The sequence below is a fragment of the Prevotella pallens ATCC 700821 genome (assembly GCF_000220255.1).
In the GTDB taxonomy this organism is placed as follows: domain Bacteria; phylum Bacteroidota; class Bacteroidia; order Bacteroidales; family Bacteroidaceae; genus Prevotella; species Prevotella pallens.
Window position 1 is genome coordinate 1,614,404 of sequence record NZ_GL982513.1, and the last position, 17,913, is coordinate 1,632,316.

Sequence of the window (17,913 nt, forward strand, 5' to 3'; positions counted from 1 at the left end):
ATCGCAAGAAAAAAGTATAGCTAAATATAACATAGAATGAAAACACTTTTAGTAGAAATCTAATTGTACATAATTAAACAAAACAGGCAATTATTCGCAACTTCATAATATATTTTGTTTACACTATTATTCCCCCACCTCTTTCATTCTCTTATTGGTATCTTAATTAACTTTGAAACTTGCTATACCCCATTACATCATTATTACAAAATTGAACTATCTGCCCAGCAATAAAACAAAACATACTAAGGAGTAAAAGCCTCATTCGAGATAAAAAATAAGGCTGTATCATTATTCCTTATATATAGCACAACCTCTAAAATTAATTGTAGTTATCCTTTCTTTATACAATTTGCAAAGTTTTACTATTCCTAATCTATAAAAAATCTAAATCAAAGTATTACAGAGTTAAGGTTGTAGAAAAAAGTACAAATTATAACTCGTTCTGAAAAAAAGTAATTGGTATTTTAAGAAGATTATTGTAACTTTGTCTCAAAATAATTTAACATAAATGGCACATAGAAGTTTAGATCAATTAGACAGAAAAATTTTACGCCTTATTGCAGAAGACGCACGTATTCCTTTTTTAGAAGTAGCGCGCGAATGTAAGGTTAGTGGTGCAGCAATACACCAACGAATTCAGAAACTAACAAATTTAGGTATCCTCAAAGGTTCACAATTCATAATAGATCCTGAAAAAATAGGTTATGAAACTTGTGCATATATGGGCTTAAACTTGAAAAATCCAGAGAAGTTCGATGAAGCAGTAGAAGCATTAAAGAAAATTCCAGAAATTGTAGAATGCCATTTCACAACTGGCGAGTACGATTTGTTTATTAAACTTTATGCTAGAAACAACCATCACCTTCTAAATATTATTCATAATAAGCTTCAGACTTTGGGTTTAGCTCGAAGTGTTAGTTTAATTTCTTATAATGCAGTCATAGATCGTCCACTTCCTATTAACGGTCTTGCAGTTGGAGCACACTCTGACTCTATCAGAGAATAATACAAAAGAAAATCCTAAGCACTTCTCATATCATATCCAAAAGTAGAGGTTAGCTTTTATGTATTTGATAAGAAGTGTTTGGATTTTTTGTCAATCTATCTTTTTATAAAGAAGAAACCAACTTTGTGCCTAATATTGCGTTTTGCAGAATGCGCATAAAGTTTATAAACCCCATTTCTTAATCCTGCTATATTTATAGTAGTAGTAAATGGAACATTATATATTTTTGTGACAGTAGTACCAAGAGCCGATTCGACTATAAAATAGTTTATGTCCATTTCGTCTAAACTCTTTGGTAGAGTTAAGTTTACACCATCGTTTGGAAGTAATTCGCTTTCAATATTTCTTTTTTCCATATTACTTTGCAAAACATTGCTTTCGTTTCCATATCTATCCATAGCAGTAATTGCATAATGTTGTTGTTTTGCTCCCCTATGAACAAAAGAAGTTCCCCGAAATTTTGATACAACAAGATTGTGTGGATTTTTTATATCTACAGGATAAGTGTTACTCATATAAACATTATAATAAGGTGCATTTCCCCTCCATTTTATAGTTTTTGTTCCTTGTGCATCTATAGAAACAACCACCGAATTACCAATATAAAAGGTTGGAGTTTCTGGTTTCAGCGTGCTTATCCACGTTAAAGCCGGTGTAAGTGAAGGTGTTGCATTAAAACGTTTCTCAAAATCAAAAATACCCTGATAATTATCTAACAAAAATTTAGAACGAAAATGAGCATGTCCCATTCCTAACCATCTACTTACATACATTTCTCTACTAATTTCTGTTACACTTAAATTACCTTCTCGCGAATCAAGAAAATAAGTTCCAAGCCCCGAAATAATATCATGCCCATTAGAATTTTCTACCCAGTCGGCGCAAAAAGGATAATAATTATCATCACGCCAATATTGCATTGGATATAATTGATCCATAATTTCTGTTTTTATCCAAAACTGTGCATCTTGCGAAACACGATGCTTTGCATTATAATTTTTTGAAGAAAATCTACTTAAATCATCATACTTTCCTATAGGCGAACAAGAAACTTTTACCCATGGTTTAAGAATTTTCACCCTTCGGTATATTTCTTTAACCACATTTGTTACATTTTCTCTCCGTGCATCGGGAGTATCTCCATTTTTATACGACGGATTAGGCCAACCATCAGGATATCTTATATAGTCTAAGTTAATACCATCAATGTCATAATTTTTAGTTATTTCTGCACAAATATCACCCAAATATTTTGCAAACTTAGGATCTGCAGGATTTACATAAGCTCCAGTTGAGAAATTTCGTATATTAAATCCCTTCTTTCTCATTAACTTACAACCTAAAGAAGTAGAAGAACCAACTGGCATTGCTGCAATCCAAGCATGTATTTCTAATCCTCGTTTATGACATTCTTCAACAGCAAATGCCAATGGGTCGTAATTTGGATTACCATTTTCTCTACCTGTTAAACATTTATCCCACGGTTCAATATTAGAAGGATAAATAGTTGCAGCACGTACACGTGTTTGCAGCAATACAGTATTAATATTAGCTGCAACATATTTATCAAGAATATTTATAAGTTCTTCTTTTTGTTTCTCTATACCATCATTTGAATTTGCCAAAGTTTTTGGCCAATCAAGATTACTTAAAGTGGTTAACCAAACAGCTCGAGTCTCACGTTTTCGTGTAAAATTTGTATCCCAATTTGGGTAAATATCGTTCTTTTGTGCAAAGCAAGTTATTATAAACCAATTTAGAAATAAATATAATATAAAGTTTCTTTTATTCATAATTTATTAAACAATGATTGTAGCAAAAAATACATCTGATTGTGAATGCGCCACAAAGATATACAATAATTTTTATAATTCAAATAATTCTACTACCTTTGTCAATGATATTCAATAAGAAGTAAACTTTATATTTTTAACAATCAAAATTATGATGAAGAAACTATCATTTATTTTACTAAGTTTAACATTTTCTTTGTGCATTCACGCACAATTTCAAGAAGGTAAAGGCTATATAGGAGCCTCGTTAACAGGATTTAATTTACATTATAATGCACACGATAAATTTAATTTAGGGCTCGAAGCAAAGTTAGGTTATTTTGCTTGGGATAATATTATGTTGTTAGCAAATGTAAGTGCAGAACATAATGGTTCGGAAGCCGTTGCAGATCATATTTCTGTTGGTGCAGGAGGTCGTTACTATATCACACAAAATGGTTTATATTTAGGAGCAGGGTGTAAATTTATACATGCAAACCATAGTTATAACGATATAATGGTAGGAACAGAAATAGGTTATGCATTTTTTATAAATCGTTCTGTAACAATTGAACCAGCATTGTATTACGACCATTCTTTTAAAGATGCAAATTATTCTACTGTAGGATTTAAACTTGGTCTTGGTATTTATCTTTTCGACGATTAAGTTCATATAAAGAAGATTTAATTATATGCAGCAATTCCCTTCTCAACTACTTGAAAAGGCTGTTGAAGAATTCTCCAAATTACCAGGAGTTGGTAGAAAAACTGCCCTTCGATTTGTTTTACACTTATTGCGTAAAACAAAAGACGATGTAGATAATTTTACTGAGACTATTTCTGCAATGCGACATAATATAAAGTATTGTCATATTTGTCATAACATTTCAGATACCGACACATGCTCTATTTGTACAAATCCACATAGAGATACTTCTATAATATGTGTTGTAGAAAATGTTCAAGACGTGCTTGCAATAGAAAATACGCAACAATATAATGGAGTGTACCACGTGTTAGGCGGAATAATTTCGCCAATAGATGGCGTTGGTCCTAACGATATAGAGATTGATTCGCTTGTAGAAAGAGTAAAAGCAGGTGGAATTAATGAAGTTATTTTGGCTTTAGCAAGTACAATGGAAGGCGATACTACAAATTTTTATATATCACGTAAACTAAAAGACTTTAAAGTGAAACTAACTGTAATTGCTCGTGGTATATCTGTTGGTGATGAATTAGAATATACCGATGAAGTTACACTTGGCAGAAGTATATTAAACAGAACAATAATGACAACTTAAACTATGATACAAACACGAAAGACACTTCTGATATTATTAATATCGTTTTTCCTATTATTAATTGGAATCATCATCGCATACGAAACAACAATTCTTATACCAGGAAAGCTTTCTGGAAATAAGAGTCTTATATTTGTGCAAATAGTTATGCAACTTTCTACATTGGCACTAATACCAATAGCTCTCTATTTGTTTAAATTTTCCTACATAAACAAAAGCGTTACAAATCCTAATTCATATAAAGGATTTCTTAAATGGGGAATAGTTCGTATCTGTCTTCTTTGTATACCTATCTTATTCAATATGCTTTTCTATTATTTATATGGAGAAGAAACAGGATTTTTCTACCTTGCATTAATCTCAACTATTAGTGTTTTCTTTATTTTTCCAACAATGCATAGATGTCAAGAAGAGAGAAATCCTAAAAATGAGAAATTAGAATGAATAATAAAATAAACCATGAAACTAAGTATCGTAATCGTAAGTTATAATGTAAAATACTATCTTGGACAATGTCTTTTGAGTGTTAAACGAGCTATTGAAGGTATTGATGCAGAAGTTATAGTTGTAGACAACCATTCTAAAGACGGATCAGTGGAATATATTAGAAAATTATTTCCATGGGTAACTTGTATTTCATCACTACATAATTTAGGATTTGCACGAGCAAACAATCTCGCTATAAAGCAAATGGACAGTGAATATGTGCTATTACTCAATCCTGATACTTTCATTGGAGAAAACACCCTAACAGAAACTCTAGACTTTATGGACAACCATAAAAATGTAGGAGGCTTAGGGGTTACAATGCTCACAACCACTGGACAACGAGCAAAAGAAAGTCGTAGAGGTTTCCCCTCCCCTATGGTTTCGTTTTATAAGATGATGGGATTATGCGACCGTTTTCCAAATCACCCAAAATTCGGGCACTATTATATGAGTAATATGTCGTGGGATAAACCAGGTAAGATTGAAGTTATTAGTGGTGCTTTCTTCTTAATGCGCCACACTGCTTTAAATAAAGTAGGCTTGCTCGATGAAGATTTCTTTATGTATGGAGAAGATATCGACTTAAGTTACAGACTTCTAAAGGGTGGATTTGAAAATTGGTTTTTCCCTACACAAATATTACACTACAAGGGCGAAAGTACACAACGCTCAAGTTTTCGGTATGTCCATGTCTTTTATGCAGCAATGCTAATCTTCTTCCGAAAACATTATAACGGTATGAGTTTCCTACTAAGCATTCCTATTAAGATTGCCATCTATCTGAAAGCAACAAGTTCTTTGTTTCAAATGCTTTGTAACAAATCGCGTAAACTTTTAGGGTTTATTCCACACCCACACACAATAGGTCCAAACTATATTTTTATTGGAAATGAAAAAAATATAGAACGCTGCAAAGAAATTGCAAAAAATAGAGGCGTTATAGGTAAATATATTGTAGGAAATAAACATAGTCTCCCAAATGGGCATCTCGGTAAACAAGAATTAATAGAGCCAAAAGTTATGAATTATATTGTTTATGATACAGATGCCTATTCGTATGAAGATATGCTTTCTATATTTGCTGCTCAACCGCAGAATAATATTAGAATTGGAACATATAATAGTCAGACAGGTTGCATAATAACAGAAAATGAAATTCTGAAATAATGGAAATAAGAAAAGTGTATCTTCGTGCTATGGAGCCAGAAGACTTAGATTTTCTTTATGAAATAGAAAACAATGAAAGTATATGGGATATCAGTGCAACAAATGTTCCATATAGCCATTATGTACTTCGTAACTACATAGCCAACGCAAAGAATGATTTTTTTGCTGATAATCAAGTTAGATTAATAATAGAAAATAATGCAAAACAAAATATCGGAATATTAGATTTAGTAAACTATGATCCACAACATCAACGTGCAGAACTCGGAATTGTTCTCTTAGAAGAATATCAGGGCAAAGGATACGCCTATGCTGCCATTCTTAGATTAATAGACTATGCACAGAAGAATTTTCATCTTCACCAAATATATGCGTATGTTGATGTGAATAATACTAAATCTTATAAATGCTTGAAATCTGTTGGATTTCAAGAGAATGCGTGTTTAAAAGATTGGTTTTTTAAAGCCAACAAGTATAATGACGCCTATGTAATGCAATTTTTTTTATAAAAAACTATCATACATTTGGTTATAATAAATAATTTTACTACCTTTGCACTCGCTAAACAGAAATGTAGTTTACACACTTTTGGTGCGTTAGTTCAGTTGGTTAGAATGCCTGCCTGTCACGCAGGAGGTCACGAGTTCGAGTCTCGTACGCACCGCAACTACTTTTCTAATAAAACGCTTTTGGTGCGTTAGTTCAGTTGGTTAGAATGCCTGCCTGTCACGCAGGAGGTCACGAGTTCGAGTCTCGTACGCACCGCTTTAAGTACTCTGAAAATAGTATCAGAGTTTTCTAAAGAAAATCGTAAGTATCATAACTTCAAGGAGTTATGATACTTTTGTTTTGTATCACTTCCTCTTTTCGGAGTATGTGTAGATACACAAAAATATCCCAAAATACTCCACAACGGCTACAATTCAGCTACAGAAATTCTTGAATTTCAAAAATTGTAGCCAAGAGTGGCTACAGAGTACATCAAGAGTACGTAAGAATTGCTCATCATTTGAAAATTATGTTGAACTTTGCAGCATGGTTGTGGATACAAATGGCTACACAACTTTTTAGTTTTGGCTACACAAAATCCATACTATGGCTACAATTAAAAACAAGTATTTATGAAGTCAATTTTTAAGTCAACATTCTATCTTAGAAGTAATTATGTGAACAAAGAAGGGAAGAATCCTGTGATGTTGAGAATCTATCTCAATAATGAGCGTCTCTCGATTGGATCAACGGGGATCTCTGTTTTGAAGTCTCTTTGGGATATTGACAAAGAACGTCTCAAGGGTCGAACAACTGAAGTCCTGAGGACGAATTTGCAACTCGATAATATCAGTACTGGGTTGCTTAATATCTTCCGACGTTTGGAGTTTTCTGATGATTTGTGTTTGGAACGAATCAAAGAAGAGTTTTTAGGAAAGAAAGGGGACATAGATACGTTTATGGCTCTTTTCGAGAAGCATAATGAAGACTTCCGAAAGCAAGTAGGAGTTTCTGTATCTGCTACTACTTTGCGAAAGTATGAATTATGCAAGCGTCACTTTGCAGAGTTCCTGAAGCAGAAATATGGTCGGACAGATATAAAGTTGTGTGAATTAAATTATACAGTCATCTATGATTTTGACCTTTATCTTCAAACAGTTGCCGGACAATGTCGTAACACAGCAACAAAGACAATGAAGATTTTTAAGACAATTACCATTTTAGGTCGGAAATTGGGTGTGCTGCACCATGATCCGTTTGCTAATTACCATTTTCACTTGGAGCTTGTCGACAGAGGATTTCTCACTGATGAAGAAATTCTCAAAATTGTGAATAAAAAACTTACGATACCTCGTTTATCTCTTGTCCGTGATATATTCATTTTCTCATGTTTCACAGGGCTATCATACATAGATGTTGCCAATCTCACACCAGAACATTTAGTTAGTATGGACGATAAACAGTGGATTATGACGAAGAGACAGAAGACGAATGTAGAATCTAATATTCTTCTTCTTGATATTCCAAAGCAGATTATAGCTAAATATAACAATAATACTTATCGTGAAGGAAAACTGTTTCCTGTACTAAGTAATCAAAAAATGAATGCTTATCTAAAAGAAATAGCTGATATTTGCGGTATTGTCAAAAATCTTACTTTCCATATGGCTCGCCATACATTTGCGACCATGTCGCTCAGCAAGGGCGTTCCTATGGAAAGTGTGTCGAAGATGTTGGGACATACCAACATTAAAACGACACAAATTTATGCCCGTATTACCAATAAGAAAATAGAACACGATATGGAACAGTTGGCTGGCAAGTTAGACAAGTTCAATGTTGCCATGGGCATCAACTCAAAATAATGTACAATCCTAAACTAAGAAGATTATGACAACAACAAAGAAAGAGCTTTCCTACTTCCGTTTGAAGTTGGAAGCGTATCTCGGAGAGCATTTTCCAGAGAGAGTGAATGAAAATACGTTTATAACTGCTCGCGCAGACGAGACATTGACAACTTACTGCGATGCTATAGCACAAGGTTTTTCTCATCCCGAGGCGGAGACGATGGCAAGCGAAGTATTATATCAAGGTTTGCACTTTTCCAAGTATGACACGCTTGTGTCTGTCTTAGAGAATGAGTTCGAGAAAGAACTCCCTTCTCCTCTTCCTGAAAGACTAACACCAATGCTTCTAAAGAATAAGGCTGTGCAAAGCGTTTTCGATAAGTATGAACTGACGGACGACTTTGGGGCGAGTCCAGAGTATGAGAAACTCTACACAGAACTGACAGGGACAATCGTTCTGCTTATAGAGGTTAATGGCCTGCCAACCGTCGATAGTGAGAACATGACTTGATGTAGCACCATCGGGAGCTTTTGTAGTGTCAAGAGCCAAGATAAACGCTCCGCTCCACACGCCAAGAGTTTGTACAAACACTTGTCTTTGTGTAGCCTGCGCATCTTGTTATTGCTCTTGAAACTATTAAAAGCTCCGATATGAATACAATCATCATGAATCAAGACGTTCACACACCTGCCTTCATCAAGGCAGACACATCGAACAAAACCGATAATATCAAGCAGCAGCCGACTTCTCCCAAGCAAATCCGCCGCTTCTCTTGGACACGCTTCATCGAACTCACTATCCTGCTTTCCGTCGTTATCGGTGCCATTTGGCTTATCTCGAAGATAGTAACGCCGCAAGTCGTAACTGCCGTTTCTGTCATTGCAGGTTTTCTGATACTACGCTTTATAGTCAGAGTAATTCTAAAAGTAACATTTACGCTGCTGAGCATTCTATTTTGGTTAGCTATTCTCTGTGCCTTCCTGCTATGCGTACTTTGAGAAGCACAGCTCTGTAAAACCTTTCATGTTATTTCATTAGGTGGTTATCTCGCATATTGAGATAGCCACCTTTTCTATTTTCCACTATGGGCGTTGCACTTTCGCTTCCTTTCCAATGCTCCACAATATGCGATGACAAGGAGAGACGGATGCTGTTCCCTTTTTATCCGCAAAGGTAGTACGGGGCTTCTGGCTTTCAAAAGGTCCTAAGCCGCTTGGTTTGTCTGGAAAATCTCCACACCTACGGGTAGTATTTTCCGCCAAAACCTTGTGTAAGCCCGCCCCGCTACCTCTTTTTTGCTACAAAAAGGAATCAGCATACTCCGATCTTTGGACGCATAAAAAAAATGTCGCTATGGATAAGCAAAAAGTAAATACAACATCTTCGATGAACAGAAAAGGATATAGCTCCTCCTCTCATTACCGCATTAACCCTGTGGCTGAAAAGAGTGAGCAAGTGTTGGCAATTAAGTTTGTACAATGGGACGTTCCCCCTTTGGAGAGCCTTTGTAATAGCAAAGTATATCTCCTACGTGTGAAACTCAATCGTGGTGAGTGTATGAGCCGTGAGGAAAAGAATTGGCTATGTGAAGCAGTGAACTCTAACACCTATTTCCGTACAGCCGTTCCCCTGCAAGGCTATCGCTTTGACTTCTTTGATGTACTGAAGAAATACCTTGTCAATCAGTACGGACAATGGACAGAGTATTACGCACCCGACAGAACAAGCCTAAGAGCCTACCTATATGGGCGCATCAATCAAATAGTAGAAATTCCCAAGTATTAACAACATCAAAACATATACGACAATGAAAGGAACAGAACATTTCACACGGACAATAGCCGAGTATCTCAATCAGCGTGCTATGGCAGACCCCTTGTTTGCCCCTAACTTGATGAAGCCGAACAAGAATATCGAGGAGTGCATCACCTACATTCTTAATGAAGTGCAGAAAAGCGGTTGCAACGGCTTTGATGATGATGACGAGTTGTTGAGAGCTTAGCTCGAAAAAATCTTCTCTATGGCTGTTCACTACTATGATGAAGACGATATAGAGGTGGGTAAGGCTGTTTCCTGCCAAGTAGCCGTTAATCACGTTGTGGAACTAACGGAAGAAGAAAAAGCCGAAGCAAGGCAGGAAGCCATTAAGCAATATCAGCGTGAGGAACTTGCCAAAATACAGAGTCGTAACACACGAGTGAAAAAGACCGAGAACATAGCAACCCAAGTACAACCATCACTATTCGATTTTTAAGCTTATGAAACCAAGAAACAAATTTGAAGAGGCAGTTTTGGAACAAAGCAAGCATCTTCGCCCGATAACCACAACACAAAGCAAATGGGCATTCCGTGAGTGCATAGACCACTTCGCCTACCGCTTGCCAAAAGGTCGCACTACTTGTATGGATTGTGGGCATAGTTGGGTAATGGACAAACATAGAGAAACTTGCACTTGCCCTCATTGTAGGGCAAAGTTGCAGGTCAAAGAAACCTATGAGCGCAATTTGCAGCAGAAGCAATATTTCACTATACTTACCACTTGCGGAGAGTTTCAAATATTACGTATGTTCCTACTTATTGTGGGTATGGAGAAAGGTTACAAAGCACAGACTTCTATAATTGAGATTGGGCAGTATTGGTGGAATATGCAGGGACGAAAAACTGTGGTTGGCATACAGAGGGTATTGGGACACTATGTTGATACCTTTTCCTATTATAGTCCTATGGCGATACGCAACGATAATGAAGCCTATCAGTATATTGCCTACTCACCCATATATCCGAAGTTCAAGGTTACAGACATACTTCGCAGAAATGGTTTTAAGGATAATTTCTATGGCATCGTGCCTACCCAACTTATTCCTGCATTGCTTACAGACAGCCGTGTGGAAACATTGCTAAAGGCAGGTAGCACAGACCACTTACGTTACTTTCTTGGCAATAAGAAGGCTTTTGAAGAATTATGGCTGTCCTACAAGATAGCAGTCCGTAACGGCTATGAGATAGCAGACATTTCTCTTTGGAGTGATTATGTAGATACACTTAGAAGATTAGGAAAGGATATTCATAATCCAAAATATTTATGTCCAACTGACCTTAAAGGCGAACACGACCGCAGACACGAGGAACTTCTCAGACAGCGTGAAAGGGAGGAGATAGAACAGAAGCAGCAGAAGGCAATCGAAGATGAGAAACGCTTCAAGGAACTCAAATCCAAGTTTTTCGGTATCTGTTTTACGGACGGCATAATCCAAGTCCACGTGTTGGAGAGCGTGCAGGAACATTTGGAAGAAGGTGTATCAATGCACCATTGCGTATTTCCTAATGCATACTACCTTAAGGAAGACTCCCTTATCCTTTCGGCTACCATTGAAGGCAAGCGAATAGAAACCATTGAAGTATCATTACGAACTTTGGAAGTGGTGCAAAGTCGTGGGGTATGCAACAAGAATACGGAATATCACGAGCAAATTGTAAACCTTGTCAATGCCAATCGAGGTCTTATAAGCCGAAGAATGAAAGCAACAGCATAAAGTATGAACCATTAAATTATCAGAGATATGAAGACAGAGATTGAGGACATCATCTACAACTATGCGGATGAATTGAAAATTGGCGGACAAGGTGAAAGCCAAATACTGCATATTCTCATTAGGGTTATTAATTAACCATATCCAAATCTACAGAAGAGGTTTGTCAGTTTCTTCAAAAAGGGTCTACCTTTTCGGCAAAAAAGGTAGACCTTTTTAATTGAAAAGGTAGACCCTTTTGACGAAAAAGGTAGACCCTTTTCTGATAATAGGTAGATAGTTTTACTCATTTAGGTGAACCCCTTTGCGAAAAAGGGTTGATAAGTGTCAAAAGAAATATGTGCTTTTCTTGGAGATAATCAAGAAATTTCTTACCTTTGTGATATAAATCTATTAACAAGTTGAGGAGGATAAAGCCCCAGCCTCCAAAGGCTTAACAATCGGGGGCAACACTAATGACTATGGCGAACAGACCCATTGCTTATACGCTAAAGGAGCGTAAAGGAACAGTTGGAAATTTGAAAGGGAAAATCGTTGTGCAGGCTCATCCTACAGGACGAAAGAGAGTTGATCATCGTAGTTTCTGTGATGAAGTGGCACACGCTACAACGTTCACAGGTGCAGAAGTCGAGGCTGTTCTCAGACTTGCAGCTGAGATAGCAAAGAAGCACGTTGAGAACGGAGACATTGTAGACTTCGGAGACATCGGGACACTTACACCTTCTTTCCAGAGTAAATTGGTTGAGAAGGGAAAAACGGAGTTCAACCCAAAGGTTCATATTACGAAACCTGTGGTACACCTCACTCCCTCAAAGAAGTATTTTACACTTACTGGCGTGAGCTACGAACGTGTTTCAGCACCTGACAAGAAGTCTGGTGAGGAACATCCCAATCCAGGACCTCAGCCAGAACCGCATCCATAAAATAAGATGTATGTGTGATTGCTAACTATAAAATTGATGCGTGGAGACGATGTACTCCACGCATCAATTTTATTTAGTAGTATGACTACTATTTTACAAATCCATTCTTATAAAAGTCATACCAAGCTGCAATCTTTTCCGAGGTATTGGCTTTCAGAAGTAAGAGCATTTCACGAGTGAACTCCAAGTGACCAGTAATATTTGCTGTAACGATGTTTTTATCACTTACAGCCTGTGCGTTCACATATCCTGTTTCGTTCGTGTATCTTTCACCACCCCATTGTTTAAGTTGGTCGAGACCATTACCCGTATGTTTTACGTTGTTCAAGAAGCCATGAGCACACAGAAACGATGCTCCGTTGCATATCGCTCCTACTATTTTACCCTTATCCAATGCTTCTTGTACCAATGGCGCAACAAGTTCTGCTTCAGGTGAATCCCATCGATTGCCACCGATAAGGACTAAGGCTGCATAGTCTTTGGGCATATTCTCAAAAGAATAATCAGGTAACGTTTTGAATCCACCAATGGAACAGACTGCATCTAATGTCGGAGCAACTGTATGCACTCTGTACTTGATTTCACTACCTGGTATTACGCCAACATGAAGGGCTGTAGAGAGAAAAGCACCTTCCCAATCTGTGTACTCATTCAATAAGACGAAGAGTACCTTTTTTGTTTCTTTATTCATTGCTTATCCTATTTAATCGTAATACAAAGTTACAATTTTTCAGCAAAATAGAAACAACATCATAGGAATAATTCTTGGTTTAATATAGTCAGATGATAAAGAACAACGCAAACTCAACCTTTCGGCGTTTGACTAACCCATTCAAAACTTTACCCTTATATCGGCAAAACGAAACATACTCCCAATAGAAGTTTCTATCTCCAGCTTCTATTTTTCGTAGCAGCTTACTCTTAGGGTGCTTTCCATAACCAAGCAATCTGCCTACACCCACATTATAGGCAAGTAGGCTAAGCAGCAGGGCATCCTTGCCATATCCCTTGAAGTGTTCAAAGCATTTCCAAAGGTCGGCACGGAGCAGGGAGTCTGCCTGCCGTTCCGTCATATCCGCTGTAAAACGCTCTCCTGGTTGCAGCTGATGCCCATAGCCGACATACGGATAATTCTTCCAGCCGTGCAGTCCCTCAAAGTATTTTACTACGACTACTGCACGCTCAAAAGGTGGCAAGTCTGCCAGCCGCACCCTGCGCTGGGCAAGGGTCGGCTGACAGAACAGGCAGAATACACAAAGTAAAATGAAAGTATTTATCGTTCGCATCCATTATGGTCTTAGTGGTGAGAAGATGCAGGCTTCTTGCCCTCTTCTCGCTTGTTGTTAAAACTAAAGTTTAGCTGCTGAACCCTGCCGAAGTTATCCTCCACATATACATCAATTGTCTGGCGGTCAGATGACAGCGAGGTGTAGTATAAGCGAAACACATCCTTCGTCAGCGGATAGCGGTCGTTCGGCTTGAAAACCGTGCCATTGTCATTTCTTAGCAAGCCCTTGCCATCAGACTGGAAATAACGTATCGTATAGCGAGTGTCAGCAAACTCACCGCCCCGCTTCAGCGTGCAGCGTATCTCAGCCGTCTGCCCCCTTATAATGTCCTTTTGAACCGGCATTGTCTCCACCGTAAACGGATAAGACTGCTGAACATCCAAATCCCTATCACAAGCAGATAGGCAAAACACAGCAAGGGTCAGCACACCCATTACCCAAATCGTATTCAATATCTTCTTCATCTTTTCTTCTACTTAAAAGTTAAACCTTAGTCCTGCAGAAACAGCCGGACGAAAACGATGCACGTCCGTTCCAAAGAGGAAACGTCCCTGCGCCTTTACAAGAAAGAGAACCCTGTCCGTCAGGAACACTTCCACCGAGCCATGCACAGCACCGCCATAGACAAAGCGGGAACGGTCGAGCAGTGTTGCCCCATCGGGCAGTAACTTTTTGTCCTCATTCAGTTGCTCGTAGCCACCCAAGGCAGATATGCCACCATAGAGAAACACGTTCTTACCTCTGTCGGAGGAAACAGGGTGCATATAGCCCACCTGTAAGAGTGCATCCTTGAGCTTTACGTTATAACTTCTGTACGGCATATTCTGCTGTTCATACTCTGCCATAACAAAGGTATAATTCTCATGCCCCAAATATCGGGTGAGTGATGCTCCCATGCCGAAATTGTCAGCAACAAGGAACTTTTCACCCTTGATAAGTGGAACACTCCCCACGACCTCTACGCCCCTTTGCTTGGGTATCAGTCGCTGTGCCTGCGATGGCTGACTGAAAGTCATAGCCACCGCAACGCATGCTGTCAGAATGATATTGTTCTTCTTCATTACCATTTCAGTTTGAGGTTATCAATCTTCTTTGCCAGCTGCAGGTCTTCTGCCGTTACATAAAAGGTCAGTGTACGACCGCCATTTCTTTCATAGAGCGTCACTTCAAGCTGCTTGTCTTCTGCAAGAGAGAACTGTTCGAGCGCAAACACAGTGTGTTCACTACCCATGCCACGCACCTGCATCACCTGATGATAGGCACGAAGCGGCTGCAACACCTGTTCCTGTATAGCGGTGCGCTTTGCCATCTTCTTATCAACCACCTTAAAGGTGATAAAATCCACCGAGTACGGCATATTCGTGCCGTTTTCCATACGAGTGTGGAAATACAGCAAGCCATTATGGGCATATAAGCCACGAAGCAGGAACTTCATACCGAACTGCTGTGCACCAATGTGCTTAATGCTGCGTCTGTCATTCTGGTAGATGGTCTGCATCATCAACTTTACTAATACGGGCGACTCGTTGCCGAGTTCCTTAAAGTAAATATCAGAGCGATTGCTTGGCAGCCTGCCTTCTGTCGTAGAAAGAAAGTCCTTCATCTCTATGCTGAGCTTCTCCGGCTCATCGGCATACTTTACGTTGAAAGCATAGAAAGAGCCGTCCTCACAGATGACACTCATATTGGTTTCCGTTTCAAAGTCCTTCACCGAAGCCTTTACACGCAGTACGTTCTCTGCATCCTCCGCCTTACCTGCAATGATATTCTGCGAACCTAAGTCTACATAACGAATGGCAGAAGGGAAGATAAGATGCACGGTCTTGTCAAAGGTAACGTCCAGACCATACGGCAGTACGACACGTCCCGTTGGTATGGCACGGCTCATACCTTGAAAGAGTTCGCCCGAAGTAAGCGGACGGCTCGGTGTCAGACCATCATTGTTTTCCTGTGCTGTGGCTGTTGCTCCCACCATGGCAAGCATAGCCATTGATAAAATAATTTTCTTCATTGTTCCTTTTGATTTAATGTTATTTTTACTTATCATTTTCGATTGTTTTATTTAGACTGAGCCAAGAAAAGGCGGTAGCCACCTTTGAGTGTTACCTTGATGGTGCGCAGTTTCTTCTGAAGCAGCTGACTTGCACCCTGCATCACCCCACGGGCAGCCTCGGAGATAATCTGGTCTTTGGCAGAGGAAGCGAAGGTAAAGGAGGTTCCCATTGAACCGCCGATGTTCGCCCCGACTTCCTTAAGCGCATTGATGTCCTCCGAACCTGGTATATACACACCCTCCTGTCCGTCTATATCGTATGCCGAGAGCTTGACGGCTATGATATGCCCGTCTACCTCAATGCTTTTGATAAGTAGGTGCATACGATTACCTTCTATCTTAGCGACGGCTATGAGTCGGCTCTGCCGTGGAATGTGCAGCCCCTCTACCTTGGCACTTTCAAGAAGACGAAGTACCACATTGTCACCCTCTTTAAGAACTGTAGTCCTGTCCACTACTACTTTGAGCGTATTGCGCATTGTAGGTGCAGCCGTGCTTGCGAGCGAATGAAAGCCCATATTACGAGCCTTTTTGCCGTATTCCTCCATAAAGTACACATCACTCATAGGCTGGTCAAGTGAGGATACTATCTGTCTACGCTCCGGCAGAACTTCCATTGCAGGCTTCTCATTCTGCATGGTCTTGCCCTTAGCGGCGTCAGAGCCACCTGCTGCCCCTTCCGGCTTCTCCTTTTCAGCAGTCAGACCATTATTGAAGGTAGGTGGAGTTGAAGCTTTAGGGAGATACTTCGCTGCCATCTGATAGCTCTTTTCCATCAAGGCAAGCTGCCGTTTCTCTTCATTGTCCTCCCTGCTGTCTTTGACAGAGAGTTCCTTTTTAAGGTTATCTATCTCCGAGCGCAAGGCTTCACGCTCCTGCTCGTGTGGGTCGGGAGCGTAAAAGGAGTTTAAGAGGCGATTATTCTCCTCATAGCGATGCATGGAACTTTCTATCTTTGCCGTAGAAGCAGCTGTTTCTGCACGCTGCGCCTCTGATGGAGCAGTGTTCTGTGCAAAATAATCTGATAGTCTGCCCATCTCCTCGCGGGTCTGTTCCTCCTCGTGTGCCTTGTCGCCCAATTCGTAGGCTTTAAGCTTGTTTTCGGTGAGCTTTTCTGTCGTTGCCTGCGGGATGCTGTCATTGAGTCCCTGCTCTGCAGCTGTCTTATCCTTGCCCGAAGGTGCGAAGATAAACCACATCGAGAGGGCAAACAGCAGTCCCAGTCCTCCGAAGACCAAGCCTTTCTTCATTTGTTCTTTCTGTTTATTATCCATTTTCCTTGATTGTTTGATGATGTGGTAGATAAAAATTGCCGTGTAACTCATGTAAAGTGCTGTCCGTCCGTATGGGACTGTCCATCAGCTTTCCCGTGGGGATGGGTAGTTTCTCCTTCTTTGGAGGAAGGAAAAACTGCGCTATCATCCAAAGCGAGCAGAGCAGATAGATGATACTCAGCCCATAGACGATTTCCTTTCTCTGCCTTATCGTGAGCCTCTCACACCGATGGCGAAGCCATAGGTGAAAGCGCAGATAGTGACGTGAGAGTAAAAAGTTTCTTTTCCTTGCCATAGCCTTATCGTTTATAGGTCTGTATATCTCGGTTTTCCTTCACAAGGAAGTTCTCCATCAGGAAGCCTTGCGGGTTGTTGTCCGAACGGACAGAGTTCTGCAGCGTGCAGGTCGTAACAAGACTGCGTTCTGTAACATTACTCTGACGGACGATAAACTCCCGTGCATAGGTTGTTACCGCATAAGGGTAAGTATTAAAGTTGCAGTGGATAGAGTCCACCTCTATGCGCTGATTGACATTACCCGATATGGCACGGTTATAATAGCCCTTCTCTGCCAAGTCCTTGTAATAGTTGAAAGCCGACTTGTCACACAGCACGAAGGCACGCTCCATGTTCTTCTCAATGGCATCCTTGTCAGGCGCAATGGTGAAGAACAGCTCATGGAAGCGACGTACATGCTCCCTTGCCTCTACGGGACGATTACGACTTGCATCCTGACTGAGGGCAAGCATGAGTGACTTTCCCTGGTCAA

21 protein-coding genes, 2 tRNA genes and 1 pseudogene are annotated in these 17,913 nt (G+C 39.5%); 15 read left to right on the forward strand and 9 right to left on the reverse strand.

What is annotated here, in order from left to right; all coding sequences use genetic code 11:
• Positions 1-511: 511 nt before the first annotated feature.
• Complete coding sequence (locus HMPREF9144_RS06285; protein WP_006045080.1) at positions 512-1,009, forward strand: Lrp/AsnC family transcriptional regulator; 498 nt, start codon at positions 512-514, stop codon at positions 1,007-1,009.
• 95 nt (positions 1,010-1,104) lie between these two features.
• Here HMPREF9144_RS06285 and HMPREF9144_RS06290 read toward each other — a convergent pair whose 3' ends face one another.
• Positions 1,105-2,802 (reverse strand): family 10 glycosylhydrolase, encoded by a 1,698-nt coding sequence (locus HMPREF9144_RS06290; protein ID WP_006045081.1) that lies wholly within the window; start codon positions 2,800-2,802, stop codon positions 1,105-1,107.
• A 151-nt stretch (positions 2,803-2,953) separates the two neighbouring features.
• Between HMPREF9144_RS06290 and HMPREF9144_RS06295 the strand changes: the two genes are divergently transcribed.
• The 14 genes and pseudogenes from HMPREF9144_RS06295 to HMPREF9144_RS06360 all read left to right on the forward strand — a co-directional run bounded on the left by HMPREF9144_RS06295 (position 2,954) and on the right by HMPREF9144_RS06360 (position 12,528).
• Positions 2,954-3,448: a hypothetical protein gene (locus HMPREF9144_RS06295; RefSeq protein ID WP_006045082.1), complete on the forward strand. Its 495-nt coding sequence runs from the start codon at positions 2,954-2,956 to the stop codon at positions 3,446-3,448.
• 25 nt (positions 3,449-3,473) lie between these two features.
• Complete coding sequence (gene recR / locus HMPREF9144_RS06300; protein WP_006045083.1) at positions 3,474-4,082, forward strand: recombination mediator RecR; 609 nt, start codon at positions 3,474-3,476, stop codon at positions 4,080-4,082.
• A gap of 3 nt (positions 4,083-4,085) precedes the next feature.
• Positions 4,086-4,526, forward strand: a complete 441-nt coding sequence (locus HMPREF9144_RS06305; RefSeq protein ID WP_006045084.1) for a hypothetical protein — start codon at positions 4,086-4,088, stop codon at positions 4,524-4,526.
• Positions 4,527-4,541: 15 nt separating this feature from the next.
• Positions 4,542-5,738, forward strand: coding sequence for a glycosyltransferase family 2 protein (locus tag HMPREF9144_RS06310; protein WP_006045085.1), 1,197 nt, complete (start codon positions 4,542-4,544; stop codon positions 5,736-5,738).
• Complete coding sequence (locus tag HMPREF9144_RS06315; protein ID WP_006045086.1) at positions 5,738-6,247, forward strand: GNAT family N-acetyltransferase; 510 nt, start codon at positions 5,738-5,740, stop codon at positions 6,245-6,247. Before HMPREF9144_RS06310 ends, HMPREF9144_RS06315 begins: the two co-directional genes overlap by 1 nt.
• An 81-nt stretch (positions 6,248-6,328) precedes the next feature.
• Positions 6,329-6,402, forward strand: a tRNA-Asp gene (locus tag HMPREF9144_RS06320).
• Positions 6,403-6,429: 27 nt separating this feature from the next.
• Positions 6,430-6,503, forward strand: a tRNA-Asp gene (locus tag HMPREF9144_RS06325).
• 356 nt (positions 6,504-6,859) lie between these two features.
• On the forward strand, positions 6,860-8,092 hold the full coding sequence (locus HMPREF9144_RS06330) for a site-specific integrase (protein WP_006045088.1): 1,233 nt from the start codon (positions 6,860-6,862) through the stop codon (positions 8,090-8,092).
• Positions 8,093-8,117: 25 nt separating this feature from the next.
• Positions 8,118-8,585: a DUF1896 domain-containing protein gene (locus HMPREF9144_RS06335; RefSeq protein ID WP_006045089.1), complete on the forward strand. Its 468-nt coding sequence runs from the start codon at positions 8,118-8,120 to the stop codon at positions 8,583-8,585.
• Between the two features lie 140 nt (positions 8,586-8,725).
• Complete coding sequence (locus HMPREF9144_RS06340) at positions 8,726-9,073, forward strand: hypothetical protein (protein ID WP_040595407.1); 348 nt, start codon at positions 8,726-8,728, stop codon at positions 9,071-9,073.
• Positions 9,074-9,428: 355 nt separating this feature from the next.
• Entirely contained in the window at positions 9,429-9,860 is a 432-nt protein-coding gene (locus HMPREF9144_RS06345) for a hypothetical protein (protein ID WP_013265057.1), read from the forward strand.
• A 22-nt stretch (positions 9,861-9,882) separates the two neighbouring features.
• Positions 9,883-10,329 (forward strand): annotated as a pseudogene (locus tag HMPREF9144_RS13775) (PcfK-like family protein).
• 4 nt (positions 10,330-10,333) lie between these two features.
• Positions 10,334-11,608: a PcfJ domain-containing protein gene (locus HMPREF9144_RS06355; protein WP_006045094.1), complete on the forward strand. Its 1,275-nt coding sequence runs from the start codon at positions 10,334-10,336 to the stop codon at positions 11,606-11,608.
• A 458-nt stretch (positions 11,609-12,066) separates the two neighbouring features.
• Complete coding sequence (locus HMPREF9144_RS06360) at positions 12,067-12,528, forward strand: HU family DNA-binding protein (RefSeq protein WP_004384181.1); 462 nt, start codon at positions 12,067-12,069, stop codon at positions 12,526-12,528.
• Positions 12,529-12,616: 88 nt separating this feature from the next.
• On the opposite strand, the gene HMPREF9144_RS06365 is transcribed toward HMPREF9144_RS06360, so the two are convergent.
• The 8 genes from HMPREF9144_RS06365 to traK form a co-directional block, all read right to left on the reverse strand.
• On the reverse strand, positions 12,617-13,219 hold the full coding sequence (locus HMPREF9144_RS06365) for a type 1 glutamine amidotransferase family protein (protein ID WP_006045095.1): 603 nt from the start codon (positions 13,217-13,219) through the stop codon (positions 12,617-12,619).
• An 88-nt stretch (positions 13,220-13,307) separates the two neighbouring features.
• Positions 13,308-13,814: a glycoside hydrolase family protein gene (locus HMPREF9144_RS06370; protein WP_006045096.1), complete on the reverse strand. Its 507-nt coding sequence runs from the start codon at positions 13,812-13,814 to the stop codon at positions 13,308-13,310.
• A gap of 11 nt (positions 13,815-13,825) precedes the next feature.
• Positions 13,826-14,281, reverse strand: a complete 456-nt coding sequence (locus tag HMPREF9144_RS06375) for a DUF3872 domain-containing protein (RefSeq protein ID WP_006045097.1) — start codon at positions 14,279-14,281, stop codon at positions 13,826-13,828.
• Positions 14,282-14,293: 12 nt separating this feature from the next.
• Positions 14,294-14,884 carry a conjugal transfer protein TraO gene (locus HMPREF9144_RS06380; protein WP_006045098.1) on the reverse strand — a complete coding sequence of 197 codons (591 nt, stop codon included), beginning with the start codon at positions 14,882-14,884 and terminating at the stop codon, positions 14,294-14,296.
• Complete coding sequence (gene traN / locus HMPREF9144_RS06385; protein WP_040595615.1) at positions 14,878-15,828, reverse strand: conjugative transposon protein TraN; 951 nt, start codon at positions 15,826-15,828, stop codon at positions 14,878-14,880. Before traN ends, HMPREF9144_RS06380 begins: the two co-directional genes overlap by 7 nt.
• A gap of 47 nt (positions 15,829-15,875) precedes the next feature.
• A complete protein-coding gene (traM, locus tag HMPREF9144_RS06390; RefSeq protein ID WP_040595617.1) occupies positions 15,876-17,144 on the reverse strand; it encodes a conjugative transposon protein TraM in 1,269 nt (422 codons plus the stop codon).
• A complete protein-coding gene (locus HMPREF9144_RS12885; RefSeq protein ID WP_083818106.1) occupies positions 17,137-17,439 on the reverse strand; it encodes a hypothetical protein in 303 nt (100 codons plus the stop codon). Before HMPREF9144_RS12885 ends, traM begins: the two co-directional genes overlap by 8 nt.
• 4 nt (positions 17,440-17,443) lie before the next feature.
• Positions 17,444-17,913: conjugative transposon protein TraK (traK, locus tag HMPREF9144_RS06395; RefSeq protein WP_006045101.1), on the reverse strand; the 470-nt coding region annotated here is incomplete at its 5' end.

Coding starts and splice junctions, on each gene's coding strand:
- HMPREF9144_RS06305 (WP_006045084.1), top strand. CDS start 4,086: ATGATACAAACACGAAAGACACTTCTGATATTATTAATATCGTTTTTC.
- traN (WP_040595615.1), bottom strand. CDS start 15,828: ATGAAGAAAATTATTTTATCAATGGCTATGCTTGCCATGGTGGGAGCA.
- HMPREF9144_RS06290 (WP_006045081.1), bottom strand. CDS start 2,802: ATGAATAAAAGAAACTTTATATTATATTTATTTCTAAATTGGTTTATA.
- HMPREF9144_RS06365 (WP_006045095.1), bottom strand. CDS start 13,219: ATGAATAAAGAAACAAAAAAGGTACTCTTCGTCTTATTGAATGAGTAC.
- HMPREF9144_RS06295 (WP_006045082.1), top strand. CDS start 2,954: ATGATGAAGAAACTATCATTTATTTTACTAAGTTTAACATTTTCTTTG.
- HMPREF9144_RS06315 (WP_006045086.1), top strand. CDS start 5,738: ATGGAAATAAGAAAAGTGTATCTTCGTGCTATGGAGCCAGAAGACTTA.
- recR (WP_006045083.1), top strand. CDS start 3,474: ATGCAGCAATTCCCTTCTCAACTACTTGAAAAGGCTGTTGAAGAATTC.
- HMPREF9144_RS06330 (WP_006045088.1), top strand. CDS start 6,860: ATGAAGTCAATTTTTAAGTCAACATTCTATCTTAGAAGTAATTATGTG.
- HMPREF9144_RS06310 (WP_006045085.1), top strand. CDS start 4,542: ATGAAACTAAGTATCGTAATCGTAAGTTATAATGTAAAATACTATCTT.
- HMPREF9144_RS06345 (WP_013265057.1), top strand. CDS start 9,429: ATGGATAAGCAAAAAGTAAATACAACATCTTCGATGAACAGAAAAGGA.
- HMPREF9144_RS06335 (WP_006045089.1), top strand. CDS start 8,118: ATGACAACAACAAAGAAAGAGCTTTCCTACTTCCGTTTGAAGTTGGAA.
- HMPREF9144_RS06340 (WP_040595407.1), top strand. CDS start 8,726: ATGAATACAATCATCATGAATCAAGACGTTCACACACCTGCCTTCATC.
- HMPREF9144_RS06355 (WP_006045094.1), top strand. CDS start 10,334: ATGAAACCAAGAAACAAATTTGAAGAGGCAGTTTTGGAACAAAGCAAG.
- HMPREF9144_RS06285 (WP_006045080.1), top strand. CDS start 512: ATGGCACATAGAAGTTTAGATCAATTAGACAGAAAAATTTTACGCCTT.
- traM (WP_040595617.1), bottom strand. CDS start 17,144: ATGGATAATAAACAGAAAGAACAAATGAAGAAAGGCTTGGTCTTCGGA.
- HMPREF9144_RS12885 (WP_083818106.1), bottom strand. CDS start 17,439: ATGGCAAGGAAAAGAAACTTTTTACTCTCACGTCACTATCTGCGCTTT.
- HMPREF9144_RS06380 (WP_006045098.1), bottom strand. CDS start 14,884: ATGGTAATGAAGAAGAACAATATCATTCTGACAGCATGCGTTGCGGTG.
- HMPREF9144_RS06375 (WP_006045097.1), bottom strand. CDS start 14,281: ATGAAGAAGATATTGAATACGATTTGGGTAATGGGTGTGCTGACCCTT.
- HMPREF9144_RS06370 (WP_006045096.1), bottom strand. CDS start 13,814: ATGCGAACGATAAATACTTTCATTTTACTTTGTGTATTCTGCCTGTTC.
- HMPREF9144_RS06360 (WP_004384181.1), top strand. CDS start 12,067: ATGGCGAACAGACCCATTGCTTATACGCTAAAGGAGCGTAAAGGAACA.